At 73.9% G+C, this 25,121-nt stretch carries 20 protein-coding genes; 15 read left to right on the top strand and 5 right to left on the bottom strand.

Annotation, left to right across the window (positions count from 1 at the left end; all coding sequences use genetic code 11):
• Positions 1–63: 63 nt before the first annotated feature.
• From ACFYP3_RS11935 to ACFYP3_RS11925, 3 genes are all read right to left on the bottom strand, one after another.
• On the bottom strand, positions 64–2,760 hold the full coding sequence (locus tag ACFYP3_RS11935; RefSeq protein WP_388830590.1) for a LuxR C-terminal-related transcriptional regulator: 2,697 nt from the start codon (positions 2,758–2,760) through the stop codon (positions 64–66).
• Positions 2,761–3,103: 343 nt separating this feature from the next.
• Positions 3,104–3,562 (bottom strand): MarR family winged helix-turn-helix transcriptional regulator, encoded by a 459-nt coding sequence (locus ACFYP3_RS11930; protein WP_388830587.1) that lies wholly within the window; start codon positions 3,560–3,562, stop codon positions 3,104–3,106.
• Positions 3,559–4,041 carry a MarR family winged helix-turn-helix transcriptional regulator gene (locus ACFYP3_RS11925; RefSeq protein ID WP_388830584.1) on the bottom strand — a complete coding sequence of 161 codons (483 nt, stop codon included), beginning with the start codon at positions 4,039–4,041 and terminating at the stop codon, positions 3,559–3,561. The genes ACFYP3_RS11930 and ACFYP3_RS11925 overlap by 4 nt, the downstream gene beginning before the upstream one ends.
• Positions 4,042–4,162: 121 nt before the next feature.
• On the opposite strand from ACFYP3_RS11925, the gene ACFYP3_RS11920 reads away from it, so the two are divergent.
• From ACFYP3_RS11920 to ACFYP3_RS11880, 9 genes are all read left to right on the top strand, one after another.
• Positions 4,163–4,684 (top strand): putative immunity protein, encoded by a 522-nt coding sequence (locus tag ACFYP3_RS11920; protein ID WP_388830581.1) that lies wholly within the window; start codon positions 4,163–4,165, stop codon positions 4,682–4,684.
• A gap of 96 nt (positions 4,685–4,780) precedes the next feature.
• Positions 4,781–5,374, top strand: coding sequence for an NAD(P)H-dependent oxidoreductase (locus ACFYP3_RS11915; RefSeq protein WP_388830578.1), 594 nt, complete (start codon positions 4,781–4,783; stop codon positions 5,372–5,374).
• Between the two features lie 310 nt (positions 5,375–5,684).
• Positions 5,685–6,953, top strand: a complete 1,269-nt coding sequence (locus ACFYP3_RS11910; RefSeq protein WP_388830575.1) for a phenylacetate--CoA ligase family protein — start codon at positions 5,685–5,687, stop codon at positions 6,951–6,953.
• Entirely contained in the window at positions 6,950–8,260 is a 1,311-nt protein-coding gene (locus tag ACFYP3_RS11905; protein ID WP_388830572.1) for an MFS transporter, read from the top strand. The genes ACFYP3_RS11910 and ACFYP3_RS11905 overlap by 4 nt, the downstream gene beginning before the upstream one ends.
• Positions 8,257–9,402 (top strand): GNAT family N-acetyltransferase, encoded by a 1,146-nt coding sequence (locus tag ACFYP3_RS11900; protein ID WP_388830569.1) that lies wholly within the window; start codon positions 8,257–8,259, stop codon positions 9,400–9,402. The genes ACFYP3_RS11905 and ACFYP3_RS11900 overlap by 4 nt, the downstream gene beginning before the upstream one ends.
• Positions 9,399–10,610, top strand: coding sequence for an acyl-protein synthase (locus ACFYP3_RS11895; RefSeq protein ID WP_388830566.1), 1,212 nt, complete (start codon positions 9,399–9,401; stop codon positions 10,608–10,610). The genes ACFYP3_RS11900 and ACFYP3_RS11895 overlap by 4 nt, the downstream gene beginning before the upstream one ends.
• Positions 10,607–13,159, top strand: coding sequence for an acyl-CoA reductase (locus tag ACFYP3_RS11890; protein ID WP_388830563.1), 2,553 nt, complete (start codon positions 10,607–10,609; stop codon positions 13,157–13,159). The genes ACFYP3_RS11895 and ACFYP3_RS11890 overlap by 4 nt, the downstream gene beginning before the upstream one ends.
• A 184-nt stretch (positions 13,160–13,343) precedes the next feature.
• The gene (locus ACFYP3_RS11885) at positions 13,344–15,029 is read left to right on the top strand and encodes a glycosyltransferase family 2 protein (protein ID WP_388830560.1); all 1,686 of its coding nucleotides are present in this window, start codon (positions 13,344–13,346) and stop codon (positions 15,027–15,029) included.
• A 16-nt stretch (positions 15,030–15,045) separates the two neighbouring features.
• Complete coding sequence (locus ACFYP3_RS11880) at positions 15,046–18,039, top strand: SGNH hydrolase domain-containing protein (RefSeq protein WP_388830557.1); 2,994 nt, start codon at positions 15,046–15,048, stop codon at positions 18,037–18,039.
• Between the two features lie 84 nt (positions 18,040–18,123).
• On the opposite strand, the gene ACFYP3_RS11875 is transcribed toward ACFYP3_RS11880, so the two are convergent.
• On the bottom strand, positions 18,124–18,546 hold the full coding sequence (locus ACFYP3_RS11875; RefSeq protein WP_388830549.1) for a subtilase-type protease inhibitor: 423 nt from the start codon (positions 18,544–18,546) through the stop codon (positions 18,124–18,126).
• A gap of 368 nt (positions 18,547–18,914) precedes the next feature.
• Positions 18,915–19,979, bottom strand: a complete 1,065-nt coding sequence (locus ACFYP3_RS11870) for an alkene reductase (protein WP_388830546.1) — start codon at positions 19,977–19,979, stop codon at positions 18,915–18,917.
• Between the two features lie 171 nt (positions 19,980–20,150).
• Between ACFYP3_RS11870 and ACFYP3_RS11865 the strand changes: the two genes are divergently transcribed.
• The 6 genes from ACFYP3_RS11865 (at position 20,151) to ACFYP3_RS11840 (ending at position 25,094) form a co-directional block, all read left to right on the top strand.
• Positions 20,151–20,696 carry a MarR family winged helix-turn-helix transcriptional regulator gene (locus tag ACFYP3_RS11865; RefSeq protein WP_388830543.1) on the top strand — a complete coding sequence of 182 codons (546 nt, stop codon included), beginning with the start codon at positions 20,151–20,153 and terminating at the stop codon, positions 20,694–20,696.
• A gap of 156 nt (positions 20,697–20,852) precedes the next feature.
• The gene (locus ACFYP3_RS11860) at positions 20,853–21,038 is read left to right on the top strand and encodes a hypothetical protein (RefSeq protein ID WP_388830540.1); all 186 of its coding nucleotides are present in this window, start codon (positions 20,853–20,855) and stop codon (positions 21,036–21,038) included.
• Positions 21,039–21,178: 140 nt separating this feature from the next.
• A complete protein-coding gene (locus tag ACFYP3_RS11855; RefSeq protein WP_388830537.1) occupies positions 21,179–22,399 on the top strand; it encodes a cytochrome P450 in 1,221 nt (406 codons plus the stop codon).
• 106 nt (positions 22,400–22,505) lie between these two features.
• Positions 22,506–23,183 carry a M15 family metallopeptidase gene (locus ACFYP3_RS11850; protein ID WP_388830534.1) on the top strand — a complete coding sequence of 226 codons (678 nt, stop codon included), beginning with the start codon at positions 22,506–22,508 and terminating at the stop codon, positions 23,181–23,183.
• 209 nt (positions 23,184–23,392) lie between these two features.
• Complete coding sequence (locus ACFYP3_RS11845) at positions 23,393–23,548, top strand: DUF6131 family protein (protein WP_388830531.1); 156 nt, start codon at positions 23,393–23,395, stop codon at positions 23,546–23,548.
• A gap of 193 nt (positions 23,549–23,741) precedes the next feature.
• Positions 23,742–25,094: an LCP family protein gene (locus ACFYP3_RS11840; RefSeq protein ID WP_388830528.1), complete on the top strand. Its 1,353-nt coding sequence runs from the start codon at positions 23,742–23,744 to the stop codon at positions 25,092–25,094.
• Positions 25,095–25,121 lie beyond the last annotated feature (27 nt).

Raw genomic sequence — 25,121 nt, 5'->3', positions numbered from 1 at the left:
GGTGGCCCGGCATCGCCCGGTACGGGCGAGAAGGCCGGCCGCACCGGCGGCCTCCGGGACGGCTCACAGCATCCCGAGGTCCTGCGCCCGGTGGACGGCCTCGCTGCGCCGGGTGACGGCGAGCTTGCGGTAGATGCTCTTGAGGTGGGTCTTGACCGTGTTGGGCGAGAGGTACAGCTCGGCCGCGATCTCCTCGGTGGACAGCAGTGCGGCGGCCTTGCGCAGCACCTCGGTCTCCCGCTCGCTCAGCGGCTCCACCACCGGTGGCTGCTGCCCGCCGGCCGGCGACGCCGGCGCACGGACCGGGGTGCGGGAGACCAGCCAGCCGTGCAGCCGGGCCAGCTGCGGGTCCCGGCCAAGGATCCGGCGCACCCAGGGGCCGCTCTCGGTGAACATCCGGCGCATTTCCTCGGGCCGGGCGAGCCCCAGCGCCTCCCCCAGCCGTCGGCGGGCCTCTTCGGGGTCGCCGTCCGCGGCGGCGATCTGCGCCTGGAGCAGGCGCGCCCGGGCCCGTACGGCCGCGGGCGCGCCGTCGTCCTGCGGCAGGCCCGCCAGCGCCTGCGCCGCGTCCTCGCCGCGGCCGGCGGCCAGCAGGGCGCGGGCCCGGGCCACCAGGTGCGCCGGGCGCTCTCCGTCCCCGGGCTCCACCGCGTCCAGCACCCGCAGGGCCGCGGCCGCGTCACCACGCACCAGGTGGGCGGCCGACTCGGCCACCGCCAGCTCGGCCACCGCCCGGGCCTGTGGCCGGACCGGCGCCCCGGCCGTCCCCGGCGCTCGGAGAGCGGCGAGCGCTGCCTCGCCGTCGCCCTCGGCCGCCGCGAGGTGGGCGCGGATGACGGCTGCCGCCACGGCGACCACGGGTTCCGGACGGGTCCCGGCCTCCGCGGCCGCCAGGTCGAGGTGGCGCCGGGCAGCAGCCAGGTCGTCCTGCTCGATGGCGACGCCCGCGAGGGCGAGGTGGCCGGCGCCGGTCCGGCGCTCGGTCGGCAGCGCGTACTGCTCGGCCACGGCGAGCGCGGCGCGGGCCCGTGCGGTCGCCTGCCGCAGCCGGCCGCGCATCAGCTCGGTCAGGGCCAGTGAGCCGAGCGCGTCACAGAGCGGGTACTCCGTACGGGTCTCCCCGCACGCGTCGACGGCGGACGTGAGGGTGGAAGCGGCGCGGTCGAGGTGTCCGGCGCCGAGCTCGGCGGCGCCGAGGGCCGCGGCCGCCAGGGCGCGGATCTCGGGGCGTTCGGTGAGCCGGTGCGGCGCCAGTTCGGGGAGCAGTCGGCTGAGGTCGGCCGCCGCCCGTTCGGTGGCGGTCAGGTCGTCCGCCAGTCGCCCCGCGAGTACGCCGAGGAAGGCGCGGCCGAGCCTCTCCGCCGGGCCGGAGTCCGGGCCGAGGTGCGTGTCCGCCTGCCGCAGCCCGGCCTCGCATCCGGGGAGGTCCCGTTCGGCTAGCCGGCAGGCCGCCCCCACCAGTGCGGGAGCCGCGCCCCTCTGATCGGCCGGCATGCCGGCGAACGCCCGGCCCAGCCGGTCCGCGTCCAGGCCGGTGAGGAGCCGGCCGATCGCCAGGTTGTCGACCAGGTGCGCCGTCGCGAACGGCCAGTCACCGGCCGCGGCTCCCTGGAGGACCGCTTCCGTGAGCCGGCCCGTCCGGGCCAGCCAGCGCGCCGCCCGTCCGTGCAGCCGGGGCTCCAGTCCGGGACGGCGCTGCCGCAGGTGCGCGCGCAGGACCTCGGCGAACAGCGGATGCAGGCGGTACCAGGCCGACGCATCGATCCGTTCGACGAAGGCGTGGTCGCGGGCCAGCCCGGCGAGGGTCCGGGCGGCGTCGTCGCGGCCGGTCAGCTCGTCCGCGAGGTCCGGGTGGACGCGGTCCGTGACACAGACCCGCAGCAGCAGGTCCTGCGTGTGCGGGGGCTGGGCGTCGAGCACTTCCCTGAGCAGGTAGTCGGCGATGATCGTGCGGTCGGCCGCGAACCGGCGGAGGAACGTCTCGGGGTCGGCACTGTGCTGCATCGCCAGCGCGCACAGGCGCACCCCGGCCGCCCACCCCTCGGTCCGCTCCACCAGCAGCCGGATCCCCTCCTGCGAGACCTCCAGCCGGTGTTCGGCCAGCAGCGCCTCGGCATCCTCGTGGGTGAACCTCAGGTCCGCCTGGCGGATCTCGGTGATCTCACCGGCAGCCCGGTAGCGGTGCAGCGGCAGGAGCGCGTCCGTGCGGCTGGTGAGCACGATGCGCAGGCCCCCGGCCGCGTGCCGGAGCACGAAGTCCAGTCCTTCCGTCATCGTCGGGGGCGGTTGCGCCGTGTCGAACTGGTCGAGCACGAGGACCGCGGGCTGCGTCGACGCGGCGAGCCCCTCCGCCAGACGCACCAGGAACGACCGGGTCACTCCTTCGGCCCTCGTGGGCGTGCCCACGGCGGCCGGCAGCGCCACCCCGCCCCGGCGGAGGGCCTCCAGGACGTACGCCCAGAGGGCGCCGGGGGCGTCGCCCGGCTCGACCGTCAGCCACACGGGGGGACGCGGCGCGAGCCCGCCGGCCGCCCAGTGGGCGGCGAGCACCGTCTTGCCCGAACCGGCGGGACCGTTGACGACGGTGAGCGGCCCCCGTACCCCGGCCGCCATGCGCTTCAGCAGCTCGGGCCGGTGCACGAGGAGCCGCGGTACGGCCGGAACGGCGAAGCGCGCCGTGAGCATCGGGTCCCCGGACGGGGCCGGGCTCCCGTGCGGCGGCGGGCGCACGGGGGAATCGGGCGCTGCGGGGTCGTCCATGCGGTCACCGGTGTCGTCGGCTCGGGTCGGGTCGGTTCGGGTCTGGAGCTGCGGGTGCAGGTGCGGGTGCGGACCGTGGCCCGTCCGCGCTCCCCACTCAAACCGCGATCACTGGTGATCACCAGTCGTGTCACCTGATCCGGGTGAGTCCCGTTCGGCGCAGGCCGCGGCCGTGTTCACCCTGCCCCGGTCGGTGACAGGGCAGCCTGGGGAGGGAGGTCCGCCCGGGAGCCCTTCGCACGTCGACCGGGCGGTCTTCCTCCGCCGGCCGCCAGTGGCACACGTGGGCATCGGCCTTGGTCCCCGGGCGGAACGCCCTGACGCACGCGTTCCGCGACAGCCTTCAGGGGGTCCGCGTGGCGCCGGCCAGCTCGGCGTTCGCCCGCTCGGTGACCAGGGTCAGCACGCGGCCCGCGACCTCGAGGTCCGCGGCCGGGATATCGGCGTACAGCCGGGCGGCGATCTCGGCGCTCTGCGCCGCGGTGCTCTCGTACAGCTCCCGCCCGGCGTCCGTGAGCCGCAGCCGGGTCGCCTCCGCCGGGTCCTCCTGGAGCAGCTTGCCCGCCGCCAGTTCCCCGATCACGCCACGGACGACCGACGCGTCGGTCTTCAGCGAGCCGCTGACGTCGCCGACGAGCGCGTCACGGCCGATGGACTCGCCGGCGACGGCGACGGCCCGGAGCGTCACGCTCTGGTGGAACGTGATGCCGTGGCGGGTGAGCACTTCCTCCAGGAGGGCGCGCGGGGCGTGGTGCGCCAGGGCTATGACACGGGCGTTGACCAGCGTCGCGGTGGTGGTCATGGTTGCTCCTCGTCGTTTTCGGTGCGCGGATCAAGAGATGCGTCGAGCAAGGTGGCCAACTCGCGGGTGAACTGCCGGGTGCGCGGGCTGTCCTGGCCCCCGAGCGGCTCCAGGAACCGGTCCAGCAGGCCCTGGACCACCGTGATCGCGCGGCCTGTGACGTCCCGCCCCTCCTCGGTGAGCGACAGCTGCACGGCACGCGGGTCGTTCGGATCCCGGGTACGGATGATGAGCCCGGCCGCCTCCAGAGCGCGGGCGAGCTTGGAGACGTACAACGGCTCCAAGCCCGTGTGGTCGGCGAGCCGGCGCTGGCTGGGCCGTAGCCCGGAGCGCCCCATGCCGTACAGCGACGCCATCAGCGCGTACTGCGCATGGGTCAGGCCCAGCGGTGCGACCGCCCGGTCGACGGCCACCCGCCACTTCGTCGACAGGCGCCAGACCAGGAATCCCGCCGTGGCGCCCTCAGTTACTGAACTCACACGAGATACAGTACATGGCTACTATGTACATGGCTAGTGTTTTCAACCGGAGCAGGAGCAGGAGCCGGAGCCGCAGCCGCAGCGGCGCGACGCGGAGCGGCGGAACCGGCAGGATGTCCGGGTGAACCAGGTGACCATCAGCGATGAAGACCGCCGACTGCTCGGGCGCTGGGCCGCCGACTGCGCCGAGCGGGTGCTGCCGCTGTTCGAGGCGAGCGCCCCCGACGACACCCGCCCCCGCGAGGCCGTCGAGGCCCTCCGGGCCTTCACGCACACGGGGAAGCGCACCGCACGGCTGCGCGCCGCCTCCTGGGCCGGCCACAAGGCCGCGGGCGAGGTCGACGATCCGGCCGCGACGGCCGCCGCTCGCGCCGCGTGCTACGCCGCAGCGGCCCCGTACATCCACGCGTTGGCCACTGCGCACCAGGCGAAACACATTCACGGGCCGGCCGTCTACGCCGCACTCGCCCGCGAGCTCTCGGAGGGCGGCGACACGGCCGTCGGTGACGAGGAGCTCCGCTGGGCGATCGGGCACGCCCCGCCGGAGGTACGCGGCCTGCTGCGGCTGATGCCGGCGTGCGAGCCCGGCCGCAGCCGACTGGCCCTGCTGCGCCACCGCTTGGACTCGGCGCTGCGTCAGTGACCGGGGAGGCGGCGGGCGCGCCCGCTCCGGTGGGCGTGGCTCACCGATCATGACGATCCGCCGGAAGGGCGGCTCGTGTCGACTGGGGGAAGAGTCATGCGCACAGGGGTGTATCTCGCACATCCGCGGCCGGGAAGCTTCAACCACGCGCTGTTCGAGGCGGTGGTGGAGGAGCTGCGGGGGCGGGGGTGCGAGGTGGTGGCGCACGATCTGTGCGCCGAGGGATTCGCGCCGTCCCTCTCCGCCGAGGAGACGGAGACGGTCCGGTGGGCGGCGCGGGCCCACGACGCGCAGGTGGCGCTTCACCGGGCCGAGGTGGGAACGCTCGACGCCCTGGTGTTCGTCCACCCGAACTGGTGGGGCATGCCACCGGCCGTCCTGGCCGGCTGGGTGCAGCGCGTCCTCGCCCCCGGCGTCGCCTACAAGCTGGGCACCGCGGACGGGGAGCCCGCAGGGCTCCTCAAGGCCGGCCGGGCGCTGGTCCTGAACACGTCCGACACTCCCGCCGAGCGCGAGGAGTCCGAGTTCGGCGACCCGTTGCACCGCATCTGGTCGGCCTGCGTCCTGCCGTACGTGGGAGTCGCCGACGTGCGCCGCGTCGTCTTCCGTACCGTCACCGACTCGGCCGACGAGGAACGCGCGGCGTGGCTCACCGAGGCACGCCGGGAGGCCGCCGCACTGCTGGCCTGAACCGTGACGGACCGGGCGCCGCGCGCGTCCTCGTCCGCGTCGACGTGCGCCTCCGCCTCCTGACGGACAGGAGACGGGGGCGCACATATTGGTGGATGTGGCCACGCTGGCCGGAAGTCCTCGGCCAATTTGGTGACAAGCGCACTGATGTTTCATGATTGTGACAGCGCGTCAGCTCTTGGCGTGCGTCGAGGAGCCGGGGGCACCGGGGGGGTCCCCCGTCACACCGGTCGAAGCCGCAGGCGAGCTTTCGTCGTCGCCGTGCGCCGCCGGGGCTCCCGTCCCGTTTCCGTCACCAAGGCAAAGGCCCATGTCCGCCCAGCAACTCTCGGACCTCATACGTTTCGCCCGTCACAACTCACCCTTCTACCGGGACCTCTACGCGTCCCTGCCGCCGCACGCCGACCGCCTCACCGACCTGCCGGTGGTCGACCAGCGGGAGTTCTGGGACGCCAACGCGCTGCACGACAGCCGCGTGTTGACCGGCCCGCTCAGCGAGGCCACGGTCTACAAGACCGGCGGCACCACCGGGTCCCCCAAGTTCTCCGTCTACACGCGCGACGAGTGGCGCACCTTCGTCACCGCCTTCGGCCAGGGGATGGTGGACACGGGCCTGCGCCCGGGACACCGCGTCGCCGATCTCTTCTACGCCGGGGAGCTGTACGCCAGCTTCCTCTTCGTCCTCGACTCGCTCGCCCACGCGCCCGTGGACAACGTCCGGCTGCCCATCGGCGGCGGCGCGCCGCTGGAGTCGACGATCCCCACCCTGCGCGATCTCGCCGCCCAGGTGCTGACCGGCACGCCCACCACCCTGTGCCGGCTCGCCGAGCAGGTCGTCTCGTCCGGTGTCCGGCTCGACTCCGTCGAGCTCCTGCTCTTCGGCGGCGAGGCGCTCTTCGACGACCAACGGCGCCTGCTGGCCACCGCTTTCCCCCGCGCCGAGGCCCGTTCCGTCGGATACGCCAGCGTCGACGCCGGCCTCCTCGGCCGCCCGGTGCCCGGGGCCGACGCCCGCGTGCACCGGGCCTTCACCCCGTACTCGGTCGTCGAGATCCTCGACGACTCCACCGATGAGCCCGTCACCGAACCGGGAAGGCCCGGCCGCGTCGTCGTGACCAGCCTCTTCCGCCGCCTGATGCCGATCATCCGCTACCCCGCCGGCGACCGGGCCGAGTGGACCGGCACGGGGCCCGGGCACTTCCGGATCCTCGGCCGCGCGGAGGAGGGCGTACGGGTCGGTCCCGTCTCCCTCTACACCCAGGACGCCCAGGACGCCGTGACCGCGGCGGACACCGCGGGGCGGGTGGTCGGCACGCAGCTCGTCGTCCGCCGCTGGGAGGGCCGCGACGGGCTCGTCCTGCGGCTGGCGACGGCCCCCGGCGACCCCGACCACGGCCGGGAGGAACTGGCCGGGGCCGTCGTCGCCGAGCTGGAGACCGTACGGCCGCTGTATCCGGACAGTGTGCGCGCCGGGTTCGTGCACCCGCTCTCCGTGGAGTGGGCGCGCCACCGCGACCTCGCCGTCAACCCGCGCTCGGGCAAGCTCGTCCGGGTCCTCGACGAGAGGCCGACCGCATGACCGCCGCCGCACCCGTGACCGAGGAGGCCGCGCGCGAGGTCGCGGCCGACGGCCGGCGCGCGCCGCTGATCCTGCGCAACCGCGCCTTCGGCGCCGTCTGGCTCGGCCAGGTCCTCACCCAGGCCGCCGTCCGCATGTTCCAGGTCGGCGTGTCCTGGTGGATCGTCGCCTACGCCGTCCGCGACGCCCGCGGTCTGGCCTCCGGGCTGTTCATGGCGCTCTGCACGCTGCCCGCCGTGGTGCTCGCCCCCGTGGTGGCCCGGACGGTGGCCGGTTTCGCACACCGTTCGGTGCTGCGGACCGCCGCCGCACTGGCCGCGGCCGCCGCGGGCGTCCTCGCGGTGTGGGCGCAGGGCGGCGGACCGCCCCTGGCCGGGGTGTACGGCGCCGCTCTCGCCCTCGCCACCTGCCAGGCGTTCTTCGACCCCTGCCTGACCACCTCGGTGCCCGAACTCGTCGACGACGCCGACATCGAGACGGCGACCGGCTTCGAGCTCTCCACGCAGTCCCTCGCGGGCCTCGGAGGGGCGCTGCTCGGCGCCCTGACGGTCGACCGGGCCGGTGTGGCCGGACTCGCCGCGGGCTGCGCGGCCGCCTACGCCGGCGCCGCCGTCCTCGTCGCGAGCGCCCGCTTCCGCAGCCCCTCCTCGTCCGCCTCGTCCGCGGCCTCCTCGGACGAGCCGCCGGCGCGGCGCCCGCTGCGCCGCATCCTCGGCGAACTGCCCTACGTCCGGCGGATCCTGGTCTGCTTCACCGCAGCGAACCTCTTCACCGCCGCCGTGTTCGTCGTCATCCCCCTCTACACCCGTTCGGTCCTGCACGGCGGGGGCGGCACGGTCGCCCTGCTGGAGGCCTCGCTGGGCGCGGGCGCCCTCGTCGGCGCCTTCACCGGCACCCGCGTGCCCGGGCGGCCCACGGTCGCCGGCGCCTGGTCCCTGGGCCTGATGGCCCTCGCGCTGGCGCTACCCGGCCTGTTCCCGCACCGCCCGGTCATCGCGGGCTGCCTGGCCGTGGCCGGCTGGTGCGCCGGGGCGGTCAGCGTCCGCTTCGTGGCCCTGTTCCAGCGGCTGGTGCCCACCGCCGACAAGCCCGGCTTCTTCGCCGTGATGCAGGCCGTGCTGGGCGCCTCCCTGCCGGTGGCGTCCCTGGTGTTCGGCTCCGCGGGCGACCTCTTCTCGCCGCGGACCCTGTGCCTGGTGCAGGGCGTCGGCCTGCTGCCCGCGGCCTGCGCGCTGGCCCTGCTGGGGTCCCGTACGCCCGAACCCGAGCCCTCGCGGGCCCCGGAAGTCCTCGGAGGCACCCGGTGAAGCCCGTCATCACCCCGGCGGTCCGAGCGGACATCGCCGAACTGCGCCAGCTCTACTACGCCGTCTACGGGCCGCACTACCCCGTGGCCCTCGGCACCGACCCGGCCGAGATGGCCCGGCTCATCGAAGACCCGTACTCCCTGTGGCTCGTCGGCCGCTGCGCCGACACCGGGGCCCTGACGTCGTCCGCCGCCATCCACGGTGAACCGGGCAGCCGCATCGGCCGCCTGGAGGGCATCGCCGTCCACCCCGATCACCGCTCGGCGGGCCTGGCCGCCGCCCTGACGGAGGCGCTGTGCGCGGGGATGCTGGACACGGGGCGGCTGGACTCGGTGTACGCGACCGTACGCACCGTCGGTTCCGGTCCGCAGCGCGTCGTCGCGCGCAACGGCTTCCGCCCGCTGGGCATCCTGCCCAACGCGGTGGATCTCCGCAGCCGCGAGAGCCTCGCACTCTACGCGCGTCACTCCGCGGGGGTGCTCGACCGCCGGTTGCCCGTCACCGAAGTGCCGGCCCCGCTGCTGCCGTTGCTGCGCACCGCCGAGGCCGCCCTCGGCATCCGCTACCCCGGGGTCCGCGCGGACGCCGGCCCGCTCCCGGCACCCGCACCGCACGGGGCCGCCGAACGGCTGGAGACGATCGAGGCGCCGGCCTTCGTCCGCCGCCGGTTCCGCGAGCGGTTCCCCTGCGCCGAGGGCTGGTTCTACCCGCTGCACACCCCGAACGTGCTGCTCACTCCGGAGGACGGCCGGTTCGAGGTCTACGCCTACCTCAACCGCGCCGGCGGGTACGCCTCCCTGCTGACCGCCCACCCCGACCCGGCCGCCGCGGCCGCCCACCTCGAACCCGTGACCCGGGCCCTGGCCCGTGCGGGCGCCGGCTACATCGAGGCCCTGGTGCCGCTGGCCCACCGGGAGGCCCTCTCCGCGTTCCTCGCCCAGGGGTTCGTCGCCGGGGCCCTCTACCCGGCGATGCGCGCGGACGGCGACGGCTTCCACGACTACGCCGTGCTGTCCCGTACCAGCGAGCGCATCGACTTCCGCGGCGTAGCCGTAGAACCGCCCCTCCAGCCCTATCTGGACTGCTACACGTCGGCCTGGGCGTCGACCCATCTGCCCACATCATCCGAGGTCGCCTCATGAATCCCACGCACCCCACGGACCCCGTGATTCCCCCGAGCCCGGTGGCCGCCACGCACCACCAGAACCCCCATCTCGCACCGGTCTCCGTACCCGACCCGGCCCTGCTGCCCCACGTACAGCGGCTGTGCGACCTGACCGATCCGTACGCCTTCGGGCCCGCCGAGGACGAACTGTTCGCCGCCGCCATGGCGGAGGCCAACGCCTGGCACACCGAGCGCTCCCCGTTCTTCCGCTCCCTGTACGAGGCCACTCCCCCGGCCGAGCCGTACCGCACGCCGCTCGTCCACGCGACTTTCTTCAAGCGCCACGAGGTGCTCTCCATCCCGCGCGAGGACGTCGAGCTGCACCTGACCTCCTCCGGCACCACGGGCCAGAAGTCGCAGATGTTCTTCGACCAGTGGACCATCCGCTCGGCCCAGCGCATGGTCGCCCGGATCTTCGAGCGCAACGGCTGGATCACCCCCGAGCAGGAGGTCAACTACCTCCTCTACAGCTACGAGCCGGCCCCGTCCCTGAACCTGGGGACCGCCTTCACCGACAACTACCTGTGTGACTTCGCCCCGGCCCGCAGCGTCGCGTACGCCCTGCGCAACACAGGCGGCGAGCACGAGTTCGACCCCTTCGGCTGCATCGCCGCGCTGCGCCGCTTCGCGCGCGAGGACGCCCCGGTGCGCATCCTCGGCTTCCCGGCCTTCCTCTTCTTCACGCTGGAACGGATGCGGGCCATGGGGCTGCCTCCGCTGCGCCTGCCCGAGGGCTCCCTCGTCGTCCTGGGCGGCGGCTGGAAGGGGCACGCCGACCGCCGCATCGGCAAGGAGGAGCTGTACGCCCGCGTCACCGAGCAGTTGGGCGTCCCCGGTGAGCGGATCCGGGACACCTTCGGGTCGGTGGAGCACTGCATCCCGTACATCGAGTGCGATCACCACCGGCTGCACGCCCCCGTGTGGTCCCGGGTGACGATCCGCTCCACGCGCACGCTCGAACCGCTGCCGTACGGCGAGCCGGGCTACCTGCACCTCGTGTCGCCGTACATCACCTCGGTGCCGGCGCAGAGCGTGCTCATGGGCGACCTCGCCTCCCTCCGGCCCGGCGACGCCTGCGGGTGCGAGCTGGAGACCCCCTGGTTCACCGTGCACGGCCGTGCCGGGGTGAGCCGCAACCGCAGCTGCGCGGTGGCCGCAGCCGAACTGATGAAGGGCATGGCGTGACCGTGACGCAGACCGAGGCCGCGTACGAGCAGCACGGCGACGGCGCCGCGCACCACTACTGGCAGGGCGCCTTCGTCGGCGACGAGGAGGCCGGGCGCCGCCTCGCCGGTCTGCCGGCCGCCGTGGAGGCCGCGCTGGCCGAGGGGCTGGAGACCGAGACGGTGCTGGCCGCCTGCGACGCGCTCGCCGGCGCCCTGGGCGACCCCGCCCACCCGGTGCACGCCCGGCTCGCCCCGCACCTGCCCGACGGCGAGGACCCGGCCGTCCTGACCGAGCTGGGTGTCCTCCTCGGCCGGCGGGAGCTGACCCGCAAGCTGCGCCGGGAACTGGGCAGCGCGACTCCCGGCCGGCTGAACCGGGCCGATCCGCGCGAGACGGTCTACGAGGCCTGGGCGCCCGTCGGCCTGGTCGCGCACATCGCTCCGGGCAACGCCTCGACGGTCGCGCCGCTGAGCATCGTCGAGGGCCTGCTCGCCGGGAACGTCAACGTGCTGAAGACCAGCAGCGCCGACACCCTCCTCACCCAGCACCTGATGGCCGAGCTCGCCGCCCTGGACCCGAGCGGAGCGCTGGCCGCGCGCATCGTCGTGCTGCGCTTCCCGTCGTCCCGGCAGGAGTGGCTGCGCCTGATGTGCGCGCCCGCGGACGCCGTCGCCGTATGGGGCGGGGAGGGCGCCGTCGAAGGGGTGGCCGCCCATGTGCCGGCCGGCTGCCGGTTGGTGGAGTGGGGGCACCGGATCTCCTTCGCGTACCTGACGGGCGACGCCTGGTCGGACTCCGCGACGCTCGACGCCCTCGCGGACGACGTGTGCCTGCACGAGCAGCAGGCGTGCTCCAGCCCCCAGGTGGTCTACCTCGACACCGAGGACGAGGGTGAGGTGTTCGCGTTCGCCGAGCGCTTCGCCGCGGTGCTCGCGGCCCGGCCGCCGGCCGTGACCGCCGAAGCGGCGGGCGGGTCGGATTCCGCCGAGGAGGCCGAGCTGACCACGACCGAGCTGATGGCGCGACTGGAGGAACACCTGGGCCTGACCCGGGTGTTCGCCGCAGCCGACGGTTCGTGGCGGGTCATGGCCGACACCCGCTCCCCGCTCACCGCCTCGCCGCTGCACCGCAGCGTGTGGGTCAAGCCGCTGCCCCGCAAGCGGCTGATCGCCACCCTGCGCCCGATGCGCCGCTACCTGCAGACCGCGGGCCTCGCGGGCAGCCCGGCCGACATCGCGGAGCTCTCCCGCACCGCCCTGGCGGCGGGCGTCACCCGTGTCACGCCGGTCGGCGCCATGCTGGAGAGCTACGCGGGCGAACCGCACGACGGCGTCTACGCCCTGCAGCGCTACAGCCGCCGCGTCGCGGTCCAGGCCGACCCGGTCCGCTTCGTCAGCACCGCCTGCCTGGACGACCTCGCCCGTCCGGTCGTCCTGCCGCGGCCGGCGGGCCCGCTGCTGGGCAAGGAGGACGTGCAGGATTCGGGCCCGCGGGTGGCGCGGGCCGATGCCGAGCTGTTTTTCCGCAGCGGCGGCAGCACCGGCGCTCCCGCTCTGTCGATCTTCAGTTACGACGACTACGACACCCAGATGCACGCGGCCGCCCGGGGTCTGCTCGCCGCGGGCTACGACCCGGTGGGGGACCGCACCGCCAACCTCTTCTACTGCGGCGCCATGTACGGCAGTTTCATCAGCTTCTTCTCCGTCCTGGAGCGGCTCGGCGGGGTGCAACTCCCGTTGTCCGCGGGGCCGGACCACCGCGCGACGGCGCAGGCGCTGATCGACCTCGGGGCCGACACCCTCTTCGGGATGCCCTCCTATCTGTGGCAGCTGCTGCACGCGGAAGCGGACGCGCTGCGCGCGTACGGCGGCCTGCGCAAGGTCTTCTACGGCGGCGAGCACTTCACCGAGGAGCAACAGCGCACACTGAAGGCGACGTTCGGGATCGAGACCGTGCGCTCCATCACCTACGGCAGCACCGACCTCGGGCCGCTGGGCTACCAGTGCACCGAGAGTTCCGGCGGCATCCACCACCTGCACGCCGACCTCCACACGATGGAGATCGTGGACCTGGCCGAGGACCGGCCGGTGGGGCCGGGCGAGACGGGCCGACTGGTCTTCGCCACGCACGCCCGGCGCGGCCAGCACCTGGGCCGGTACGTGATCGGCGACCTCGGCCGGGAGGTGCCGGGCCGGTGCCCGTGCGGCCGGCACGCGCCCCGCTTCGAGCTGCGGGGGCGCACCGGTGACGTGATGCGGGTGGCGACGTACTTCCTGAACCACCGCCGCTTCCTGGACCTCGCGGAGGAACGGGGCGGACACCGGGGCGAGTTGCAGATCCGGCTGGAGCGTACGGACGCGCGCGAGCTGCTGACCGTACGGGTGGAGCGGGCCGGGGCGACGGACCCGGAGCGGCTGCGGGAGGTGTTCCTGGCCGGTTACCCGGAGCTCCGCTCGGCTGTGACGGAGCGGCTGCTTGACCTCGTGGTCGAGGCGGTGGACGGTGCGTCGCTGGACCGGAGCCCGACCAGCGGCAAGCTCCTCGCGGTGGTGGACGCGCGCCGCTAGCACCCGTCCGGGAGGCTGTCCGCCACCACCTGCCGTCGGTCCCGGTCTGCGACCGGGGCCGACGGTGCGGGTCGGCAACAGCCGTGAGTTCCAGGATTGTTCATCCCCACGTGACAGTGGTCTATACCTTTAACACTAGGCTGGGTCACCTGAAACACGCACATGCACAGCCGTGGGGGGCTTTATGACCTTTCCTCATCTTCCGCAACCACCGTCCGACGAAGAGCTCTACTGGTACTTCGGACCGCAACGCCGCTGGGTCCTGATCGCCACCTCGCTCGCCTTCGTGTTCACGGCGGCGACCATGTTCACCTTCGCCCTGCGCACACCCGCCCTGTGGGCCTTCCTCGCCGTCCTCGGCCTCAACGTCGTGGCCCTGGCGCTCTCTTCCGTCAACAGCCTGCGCCAGCGCCGGCTCACCCGGCAGTCGCACGAGGTGCTCGTCCACGCCTGGCGGCCCGCCGCCCTGCCCAACGTCGACCTGTACCTGCCGACCTGCGGCGAGCCGCTCCCCGTCCTGGACAACGCCTACCGCGCGGTGGCGGCCGTCGACTGGCCGGGCGACGCGCTGAACGTCTGGGTCCTCGACGACGCCGACCGGCCCGAAGTCGCCGCGCTGGCCGCCTCGTACGGCTACGCCTACGTGGTGCGCCCCGACCGCGGGCACCTGAAGAAGGCCGGCAACCTCAACCACGCGCTCACCTTGAGCGGCGCCGAGTTCATCGCGATCCTCGACGCGGACTTCGCGCCCAGGCCGGACTTCCTGCGCCACCTCGTCCCGTACCTGGCCGACCCCGGCGTCGGGATCGTGCAGAGCCCGCAGTGCTTCGACACCGACGAGACCATGGGCTGGATCCAGCGCGCCGCCGGCTCCGCCCATGAGTGGTTCTTCCGGTGGATCCAGCCGTCCCGGGACGCGAGCGACGCCGCCATCTGCTGCGGCAGCAACGCCGTCTACCGGCGCAGCGCGATCGATCTGGCCGGTGGTTTCGCCCGGCTCGACCACAGCGAGGACCTCTACACCGGACTCGCCCTCCACGAGCAGGGGTTCCGGACCCTATACGTACCGGTGCTGGTGGCCAAGGGCACCTCTCCCGACCACGTCACCTCCTTCGTCAACCAGCAGTACCGGTGGGCGATGGGCAACCTCCACCTGCTCGGCACGCCCGTCCTGGGCCGGATGCGCGCCCCCTGGCGGATGCGGCTGTGCTTCTACGAGGGGATCGTCGGCTACCTGACCACGGCGGTGAACACCTTCGCGGCGCCGCTGCCTCCGCTGGTGATGATGTTCTGGTACCCGGACCACATCCGGCCCTGGCACGTGCTGCCGCTGCTCGCCCCGCTGTGGCTCTGGCACGTGCTGCTGCCGCGGATCAGCCGGACCCGCTGGCGGGTCGAGGTGATCCGGGCGAACGTCCTGACCAGTGTGGCCGCCGCGACGGCTTTCCTGCACACGCTGCGGGGCCGCAGCGCGGCCTGGGTGCCCACCGGTACGCGGAGTGCGGCGGCTCCCGGCGGGATGGCCCGTCGGGTGGTGGCCGTCTCGCTGGTCTGGCTCGTCCTGTCCAACGGCGCGGCCGCCGCGGGGCTCGCGCTGGCCGTGTCCCGCAACGGCTGGGAGCCCAACTGGGGGTTGCTCCTCTACCTCCTGGTGCAGTGCCAGATCAACGTCCCGCTGATCCGGGACCTTTCCGCCGAGCTGTACCCGGTCGCCGGACCGCTGCGCGCCCGCGTACGGGCCGCCCTGCGTCCCCGTACCGGCATGCTGCCCCGCCGCTGGCCCGAGACCGTCGCCGCCTCCGCGGTGCTCCTGCTCACCGGCCTGCTGGCCTCGGGCTGGGTCGACCCGATGCTTCCCTGGCTGAGCTGAAAGGCGCCGTCACCCCATGTCCTTCCTCCTCACACCCGGCCGGCGGAGCCCCGCCGCGCCGCCGTCCGGATACCGCTCCGGCGCCGAGTCCGGTCCCAGCCCGCACCGGTCCGCCTTCCGGCCCGACATCGAGGGGCTGCGCGCGGTCGCCGTCCTCGCGGTCCTCGCCTTCCACGCCGGGATTCCCTGGGCGAGCGGCGGTTTCGTCGGCGTGGACGTCTTCTTCGTCATCTCCGGCTACCTGATCACCGGCCTGCTGGTCCGCGAGGCGATCACCACCGGCCGGATCCGGCTGGGGGACTTCTTCTCCCGGCGGGCCCGACGGCTGCTGCCTTCGGCCGCCGTGGTGCTCGGCGCGGTGGCTGTGGCCGGCGCGTGGCTGACCGTACCGCTGCGCCGCACCGACGTGGAGCACGACGTCGTCGCGGCAGCGCTGTCCGTGGCCAACTGGCGGTTCGTGTCGCAGCGGACCGACTACCTCGCGGCGGGGCACGACCAGAGCCCGCTGCTCCACTTCTGGTCCCTCGCCGTCGAGGAGCAGTTCTACCTGCTCTGGGCCCCGCTGCTGGCGGTGCTCGTGCTCTGCGCGGCCCGGGCGGTCCGCCGGGGCCGGGCCGTCCGCTCCGTCGTGGTGCTGGTCGCCGCGCCGCTGACCCTCGCGTCGTTCGCCCTGGCCCTGTACTGGACGCGGCACTCCGTTTCCCTCGCGTACCTCGGAACGCCCTCGCGCGTCTGGCAGTTCGGGGTCGGTGCGCTGCTCGCCCTGCTGCCGTGGCACCTGATGCGCGGGCCGCGGCCGCTGCGGCTGCTGTGCGGCTGGGCCGGCGCCGCGGCGATCGGCTGGTGCGTGGTGGCGTACGACGCCTCGACCCCCTACCCCGGTCACGCGGCGCTGGTGCCGACCCTGGCCACCGCCGCCGTGATCCTCTCCGCGATCCCGGGCCGGGGCGAGCGGCACGCCCCGGGCGTCCACGAGGTCGGCCGGCTGCTGGCGGGGCGGGCGCCCCGGGCCGTCGGGCGGCTCTCCTACAACCTGTACCTGTGGCACTGGCCGGTGCTCGTGCTCGCCGAGGCCCGGACCGGTCCGCTCGGCTGGCCCGCGAAGACCGCGCTGACGCTGGCGGCCGTACTGCCCGCGCTCGCCACCCTGCGCTGGGTCGAGCAGCCGCTGCGCCGCAGCCGTACGGTCGCCGAACTCCCCCGCCGCGGACTGTCGGTGGGCGTCACGGCCATCGTGCTGCCGGTCGTCCTCGCCCTGGTGATCGGGACCACGACCCTGCACCTGCTGGGCCCGGCCGCCCCGGTGGACCCGAAGGGGCTGCCGCCGGGCGCCGCCTCGGGCCCCACGCTGCTCGCCCGGACCGCCGGTACCCCGCTCGTGGACGGTCCGGTGGTGCCGAGCCCCGTCCAGGCCCGGGCGGACTTCCCGCCGGACGGGGCCTGCGAGGTCGCCCCGGCCGAAACCCGCAGCCCGGACTGTCTGTTCGGCGCGGTGGACAGCCCGGACCGGATCGTGCTGCTCGGCGACTCGCACGCCGGGCAGTGGTTCTCCCCGATGCTGGCACTGGCCGCCGAGCGGGGCTGGGCGTTGCAGGAGCTGGTCAAGCAGGGCTGCCCGCTGCCGGAGCTGGCGGTGGACAGCCCCCAGCTCGGCCGCGCCTACCGGGAGTGCGACACCTGGCGGGCGGACACCCTGGAGCGGCTGAGGCGGCAGCCGAAGCCGCGGCTCATCGTGATCGCCTCCCTCAACCGCTACACCACCGACGCGGGGCTCCTGGCCGAGGGCTGGGAGAGGACGCTGCGGCAGCTCAGGGCGCTGGGGGCGCCCCTCGTCTACGTGGAGGACACCCCCGTGCCCGGTACGGACGTCCCGGCGTGCGTCTCGGGCCGTCCCGAGTCGGCGGGCGCCTGTGCCTTCGGGCGGGCGGCGGCCCTGCGTCCCGATCCGCTGGCGGCGCGGATCGCCTCCGGTGCGCTGCCCGGCGTACGGAGCGTCAGTGTGAACCCGGTCCTGTGCCCGGGTGACGGGCCGACCTGCCCGGCCGTCCTCGACCGGATCCTGCTCTACCGGGACGACGCGCACCTGACCAATGTGGCGGCCGTGGTCCTGACCGAGCGGCTGGAGCGGCTGCTCACGGAGGCCGGGGCCCTGCCCGCCGCGGCCGCGGCCGGGGGGCCGGCCGGCGCGGACGGGTGGCGGCAGCTGCTGCGGGACGACTTCGACGGCCCGGCGGGCAGTCCCCCGTCGGCCGCCCACTGGGTCCACGACCTCGGCACCTGTTATCCGGGGTGCCCGGCTCCGCGGTGGGGCACGGGCGAGGTCGAGACCATGACGGACGCGACCGACAACGTCCGTCTCGACGGGAAGGGCGCGCTGGAGATCGTGCCCACCCGGAAGGACGGGCAGTGGAGTTCGGGGCGCATCGAGACGCGCCGCGCCGACTTCGCGCCGCCGCCCGGCGGGATCCTGCGGATCGAGGCGTCGATCGCCCTGCCGGAGGTGACGGGCGAGAAGGCGGCGGGGTACTGGCCGGCGTTCTGGACCCTGGGGGCGCCGCTGCGTGAGGGCTACACGGGCTGGCCCGGGGTCGGTGAGCTCGACGTCATGGAGTCCGTGAACGGGCACGACACCGTCTTCGGCACGATGCACTGCGGGGTCCTCGAAGGCGGCCCGTGCGAGGAGCCGGTGGGGCTGGGATCCGGGCCGCAGCCCTGCTCCGGCTGTCGGTCGGACTTCCACGCGTACGCCGTCGAGGTCGATCTCGCTCCCGGCGCGGAGGAGGTGCGCTGGTATCTGGACGGCCGGGTGTACCACCGGGTGACGGCGGCCCGGATGGACGCCGGGACGTGGCGGCGGGCCGTGGACCACGGGGTGTTCCTGATCCTCAACGTGGCCGTCGGGGGCAACCTCCCGCTCGCCGACGGCGGGGCCGTCGGCCCCGCCACCGAGCCGGGCCATGCGATGCGCGTCGACCACGTCACCGTCTCGGCCCGGGAGAGGGGCGCGTAGGAGCCCCGGAGCGTGCCGGTGCCCCGCCCGCGGTGCGGCGGGCGGGGCTCCGTGGGCGGGCGGCGGGGCCGCTCCGAAGGAGTGTCAGAACGCGAAGACGGCGTTGCCGTTGAGGGTCGCGTTCATGACGCAGCTGTTGGAGAAGGTGTGCTTCCAGGTGACGCGGCTGCCCTTCCACACGCCGTCCGCCGTGACGGTGACCGGGGCGTAGTGCATGGGGCACGCGCGGTCCGGGTCCGGGGAGGCGAGCAGGTGGTCGAGCGACCCGCCCGTCGAGTTGAGGGCCGCGCAGGCGGAGCCCGGGTCGGGGTGGGTGCCCAGGGCGGTCGGCGCGCAGCTGAGGGTGGATGCCCGGACGACGGTGGACGCGTCGTCGTCGCCCTGCGCGATGGTGAACACCATGGCGGACGGGGCGTACAGGCTGGCGGGCTTGGCCGCCGCGACTCCGGTGGCTCCGATCAGGCTGAGGACTGCAGCGGCAGAGGCAGCTGCGATGCGGTGACGCACGACGAGACTCACTTTCGATTCGAAGGTTGAACGCGATATTTCCTTTCGATCGCGTCCCGGTGAGTCCAGACTGTCCGACATGCGAGCGCATGGCATATCGATGACCGATTTACGGACAGAGCATGCACATATGCGCGACCGAATGGTCGTTCGGGCAGCTCAGAGGGGAGATGTCGACGCCCCGGCCGGGGACGAACGCGCACGGCGGCGGGGGCGACGTGCATCCTTGCGCCCGCTGACCTGCCATCGGCCGCGCGCGGTTCACCGAACGGCCATCCAGCTTGACCGGATCCGCACCCTCACCGCGCCGACGGGCCTCCCACCCCGGCCGGCCGCGGCCGACGATGCGAACCCGCCGCGGCGGCTGCCTAGCGGGTCGGGTAGTCCGTGTAACCGCGGGCGTCGCCCCCGAAGAAGGTGGTCGGGTCAGGGGTGTTGTACGGACCCTCGGTGCGCAGGCGGTCCGGCAGGTCGGGGTTGGCCAGGAAGAGGGCGCCGAAGGCCAGCACGTCGGCGGTGCCGTCCTCGATGAGGGCGAGGGCCCGGTGGTCGGTGGGGCCCTCGGTCGCCGGGTTCAGCACGAGCAGCCCGGTGAACTGCTTGCGCAGGGCGAGCGTGGTCGCACGGGCCTCGGGGGCGGGCTCCAGGACGTGCAGGTAGGCCAGGCCGAGCCCGTCGATCTCCTTGACCAGCGCCTCGTAGACGGGCTGCGGGTCCGGCTCGCTGATGTCGTTGTACGTGTTCCCGGGCGAGATGCGCAGAGCCGTCCGCTCGGCGCCGATCGCGGCGGCGACCGCCTTGACCACCTCCACCGCGAAGCGGATGCGGTTCTCGACCGGGCCGCCCCACTCGTCGGTGCGCCGGTTCGTGCCGGGGGCCAGGAACTGGTGGATCAGGTAGCCGTTGGCCCCGTGCAGCTCCACCCCGTCGAAACCGGCCTCCACCGCGTTGCGGGCGGCCTCGGCGTAGTCGGCGACGGTCGCGCGCACCTCGGCCCCCGTCAGCTCGTGCGGGGTCACGAAGTCCTTCATGCCCTCGCCGGTGAACAGCTGCCCCTGGGCGGCGACGGCCGACGGGGCCACCGGGACGAGACCGTCGGGCAGCAGCGACGGGTGGCCGATCCGGCCGGAGTGCATCAGCTGGGCGAAGATCCGGCCGCCGGCCGCGTGCACGGAGTCGGTGACCTCGCGCCAGGCCGCGACCTGCTCGGCGCTGTGCAGGCCGGGGGTGAAGGGGTAGCCCTGGCCGACGACGGAGGGCTGGATCCCCTCGCTGATGATCAGACCGGCCGACGCGCGCTGCGTGTAGTACTCGGCGACGAGGGCGGTCGCGATGCCGCCCTCGGCCGCGCGGCTGCGCGTCATCGGGGCCAGGGCGATCCGGTTGGAGAGGGTGGAGCCGGCGATGCGCACCGGTTCGAAAGCGCTGGTCATTATTCGCCTCACAGAGATAATTGGTCGGCCAAGTATTGGCTTCGGAATGCAGCGTACCCCATTACTTGGTCGGCCAAGGTAAAATCTGGAGGGAGGGTACGATCAACCATCGGAACCACCACCGCAACGATCATCAGCACCTGCCGCACCCGACCCAGGAGGAGCGCCGCCATGGCCGCGGAAGCCACTCAGGAACCGCGCACCGCCTCGCAGTGCCCGGCGGTGGCGGTGCCCAGCGCCGTGCTGGACGGGCCGGTGAGCCATGCGATCAGCCGGGTGGCCCGCCTCCACCGGATCGCGGCCGGCCGCGCCCTGCGCGACCTGGGGCTGCACCCGGGGCAGGAATTCCTGATGATGCACCTGTGGGACAGCGGGGCCGTGCGCCAGTCCGAGCTGATCAAGGCGGTCGGCCTCGACCCGTCCACCGTGACCAAGATGCTCCAGCGCCTCGAACAGTCCGGCCACGTACGGCGCCGTCCCGACCCGTCGGACCGGCGCGCCTCCCTCGTCGAGGCGACGGAGGCCAGCTGTGGGCTCCTGGTCGAGGTCCGCAGGGCGTGGGGCGAACTGGAACACCAGACCCTGGAGGGCCTGGAGGACGCCGAACGCACCGAACTGGCCCGCCTGCTGGGCAAAGTGGAGGCCTCCTTGTGCGCGGAGCTCACCCGCGGCGCCGCCGAGTGCGAGGCGACGTACGGGGGGCCGGGCGCCTGCTAGCGCCTTTCCGGGCGGTGGCAGACTCGACCCCGTGCCCGAGGAACACAGCGAAGCAGATCCGCAGCAACCGCTGCGCGCGTACGCGGAGTTGTTTCGCGAGATCGTCCGGACCGGATCCGCGCGGCACGCGCTGCAGGCGACGGCGGAGCGTGCGGGTTGCGGACTCACGAGCGCAGTGATGCCACCGCCGGCCCGGCGGCGCGGCCGACGGGGTTTCTCCGGCAACTGCCGCGACTCCGGGCCCGCATGGTCCACGGCGGCACCGCGGACCTGTCCGAGGCCGCCCGCGCGACACATGCCCGGCTGCGGGGCGCGGAGGTGCCCAGCCTCGTCACCCAGTGACCCTTCCTCAGAGCCCGGGAGAGCCTCCCGGAGCCGATGAGCCCGCCGACGCCGGGCGACCGGGCACGCCCGAAACCATCGCTCTCGTCCTCGACCGCCTGCCCGGCACCGACCAGCCACTCAGCACGTAGGGATTGCGCATGACCTCGACCCCGACCTCACAAGACGTCACCCTGCCCCAGCCCTTCGGCGAGCCGTTCTCGCACGACCCCCACGCGGTCTACGCGGCCCTGCGCGCCGAAGGGTCGGTGCACAGGGTGGCGCTGCCCGACGGTTCGCCGGTGTGGCTGGTGACCCACGAGGCCGACGTGCGCGCGGGATTGTCCGACCAGCGCCTGTCGGTCAACAAGAGGCATTCGTCGACGGGATTCAGCGGCTTCTCGCTCCCGCCCGCGCTCGACCGCAATCTGCTGAACATCGACCCGGACGACCACCTGCGCCTTCGCCGGCTGGTCGCGCAGGGGTTCAGCCACCGGCACGTCGAATCGCTCCGCGCCGGCGTCGGGGCAGCCGTCGACGCTCTGGTCGCGCGGCTCACGGAGGAGATCGCGAGCAGTGGCGAGGCCGATCTGGTCGCCGCGTTCGCCAGGCCACTGCCGGTACGGGTCATCGCCGCCCTGCTCGACATCCCGGCCGCCGACCAGGAGCGCTTCTCCGGCTGGGTCGCGACGATGCTCAGCCCCCGCTCCCGCGAGGGTCTCGTCCAGGCCGTCGGTGACATCCACCGGTTCCTCGTCGACCTCGTGGCCCTGCGGCGCGCCGCCCCCGGCGACGACATGCTGTCGAGCCTGGTCGCGGCGCGCGACGACGAGGACCGGCTCACCGAGGACGAACTCGTCTCCCTCGCCTTCCTGATCCTCGGCGCCGCGGGCGAGAACGTCCAGCACGTCATCAGCGCCGGCGCGCTCACGCTCATCGAGCACCCGGAGCAGCTGGCGCAGCTGCGGGCCCGGCCCGCGCGCGTCGCGGACGCGGTCGAGGAACTCCTGCGCTACACCAGCCCCAACCAGACCGCGATCCGCCGCTTCCCCACCGAAGCCGTCGAGATCGGCGGCGTACGGATACCGGCCGGGGACACCGTCCTGTTCGCCCTGGCCTCCGCACACCGGGACCCGGCCCGCTACCCGGACCCCGACAGGTTCGACATCGATCGCGTCGACAAGGCCCACCTCGCCCTCGGCCACGGCATGCACTACTGCCTCGGAGCCCCGCTGGCCCGGCTCCAGCTCACCCTGGCCCTCGGCGCGCTGGTCGAACGGCTCCCCCACCTCAGGCTGGCCCGGCCTGCGGACCCGCTCCGCTGGAACAGCACTTTCCGGTTCCGCGCCCTGCAGGAGCTGCCGGTCACCACCCTCCGCTGAGCTCGGCTCGGGCGGCCGGAGCGGACGGCCTGGCCGGGGTCCGTGCGCCGCCCGGCCGGCCACGCCCGGCATGCCCGCCTGCGGTGATCGCCGTAACGTGTGTCCCGTGCGCCACACCACCGCGGCCGCGGCCGTGACGGCCACCTTGTGCGTGGCCGCGCTGGCCTGCTCCACCCAGGCCGGTGCGCCGCGCCTCCAGGCCCGGCCGGCCGAGCCGCCGGCCCGGCTCTCCGCGCGGGTCACGGCCGTACCGGCGGAGAAGCTGGGCGCCTCCTACCGCACGGGCTGCCCGGTCCCGCCCGAGCGGCTGAGACTGATCCGGATGAACCACTGGGGTTTCGACGGCCGGACCCACGCGGGCGAGATGGTCGTCCGGGAGAACGCCGTTCGCCCCGTCCTGCACGTCTTCCAGCGGGCCTTCGACGCGCACTTCCCGATCCGTCGGATGCGGGTGATGGCCGAGTACCGCGACGACTCCGAGGCCATGGCCGACGACAACACCTCCGCCTTCAACTGTCGGCCGGTCACGGGCGATCCCCGGCGGATGTCGCAGCACGCCTGGGGCGACGCGGTGGACATCAACCCGGTCGAGAACCCGTACGTCGACCTCCACGGGGTCGTCCATCCGCCGCGGGCGCGCCCCCATCTGCGGCGGTCGCTGACCCGCGCGGGGCAGATCCACCCGGGCGACGCCGTCACGGCGGCGTTCCGCGAGGTCGGCTGGCGCTGGGGCGGCCGGTGGGCCAACCGGGACTACCAGCACTTCTCCGCCAACGGCGAGTGAGCGGGGACGCCGTCGCGGCGTCGGCCACGGCCCCCGGGACGGCCCCCACCAGCGGATTCCCTGCTCGGCGAACACCCGGACCCCAGCATGTTTGCACGGGTGGAAATCGGTGAGACGCCTTGTGCGCCGCGTTCCCGTAGGACCCGCAGTCGTGCACGCACCGCGCGCCCGGCACGGGCAAGAGGCGGCAAGGGAGATGGGAGACCCTCATGATCGTGCTCGGAATCATCCTCCTGATCGTCGGGTGGCTGCTCGGCATCTCGATCCTCTGGACGATCGGCATCATCCTGCTCGTGATCGGCGCCATACTGTGGATCCTCGGAGCCGTCGGACACGAGGTCGGCGGAAGGCGCCACTACTACTAGGGGCTCAAGGGCCCGTACTCAACCGTTGATCCGTAGCGTCGGCCGGCGGCACGTCCACACGTGCCGTCGGCCGATGTCTGTGCGCGGGAGCGTCCCACCGCACGGGTGAAAGCGGCGCGTACAGGCCCGTGGGGTGCGCGGGGGCCACATAGAGTCGCAATTTGAGCCGGTTCGTCCTATTTCGGGGATGTGCATGCGTCGTCTCACTGTTGCTCTCGCGCTGCTGACCGCCCTTTCCTGCGGCTCCCTCGTGGGCCCCCAGGCCGTCTCGGCAGCCGTCTCCGGGAGCGGTCCCGCGGACGACGGCAGCCGGGGTACGAACATCCTGGTCGTGGGCATCGACAGCCGCGCCGGCCTCTCCGCCGCCGAGAAGAACCGGCTCCACGTGGGCGGCGAGGCGTGCAACTGCACGGACGTCATGATGCTCGTGCACCTCTCCGGGAACCGGCAGCGGGCGAGCGTGGTCTCCATCCCGCGCGACTCCTACGTCGAATACGCCGGCGACGCCACCACCGCCCGCAGCGGCAAGATCAACGGCGCGTACAAGCTGGGCGGCGGCGCCCTCACGGTGGCCACCGTCGAAAAGGCCACCGGCCTGCACGTCGACCACTACCTGGAGACCGACTTCCGGGGCTTCGAGCGGACGATCGACAATTTCGGCGGCGCCACCGTGTGCACGGACCGGCCGCTCACGGACGAGAACTCCGGCCTCGACATCGGCGCCGGCCGCCACCGCACCAACGGCAACGAGACACTGCGCTACGTCCGGGCCCGGCACGTCAACCTCCGGCCGGGCGACCTCGGCCGCGTCCGGCGCCAGCAGCGCGTGGTCAACGACCTGCTGGCACGCCTCACCCTCGAGGGCGCGCTGACCAGTCCCCTGCGCACGGCGCAGACCGTGCACACGCTGCTGAAGACCGTACGCACCGACGCGCGGACCGGGCCGGGCGACCTGATCCGCATCGCGTGGGCGCTCGGCCGGCTCCGGGCGGACCGGACCGAGTTCGCGACCGTCCCCATCCGGCTCTTCGACCACCGCGTACCGGGGGTGGGCTCCAGTCTGGTGTGGGACGAGGCCCGCTCCGCCGCGTTGTGGGCGGCCCTGGGCGCGGACCGCCCCATCACGGGCGACAGCCGCATCCAGCCCGTCGCGCAGACCCCGGTGCCGACCGATCCCGCCGGCATCGCGGTCCGCGTGGACGACGCCGCCGTCGCCGCGGCCCTGCGCCGCAACGGGTTCGTCGTCGTCGACACCTCGTCGTCCGCACCGGCAGTACGGCCCGACGGTCCCCCGGTCATCCGGTTCGCCGCCGGCCAGGAGGAGAGGGCGGCCACCCTGGCGGCGGCGCTGCCCGGCTCCCGCCTGGAGCCGGGACCGGATCACGGCGTGGTCTTCGACGTCGCCGTCGGCACGCGGCCCGTCCCGGTCAGGACCGTCACCTACGACCGCAACATGGCCGACGGCGCCCCCGTGACCGCCGACCGCCTCCGGTGCGCCGACGGGCCCGCGCCCGCGGCGGCCGGCGCGCCCTCCGGTCGGCCGTAGGACCGGGGCGGCCGGGGGGCGGCGCCG

It is taken from the genome of Streptomyces sp. NPDC005533, assembly GCF_042871845.1.
In the GTDB taxonomy this organism is placed as follows: Bacteria; Actinomycetota; Actinomycetes; order Streptomycetales; family Streptomycetaceae; genus Streptomyces.
This window is presented reverse-complemented; position numbering and strand designations above follow the sequence as displayed.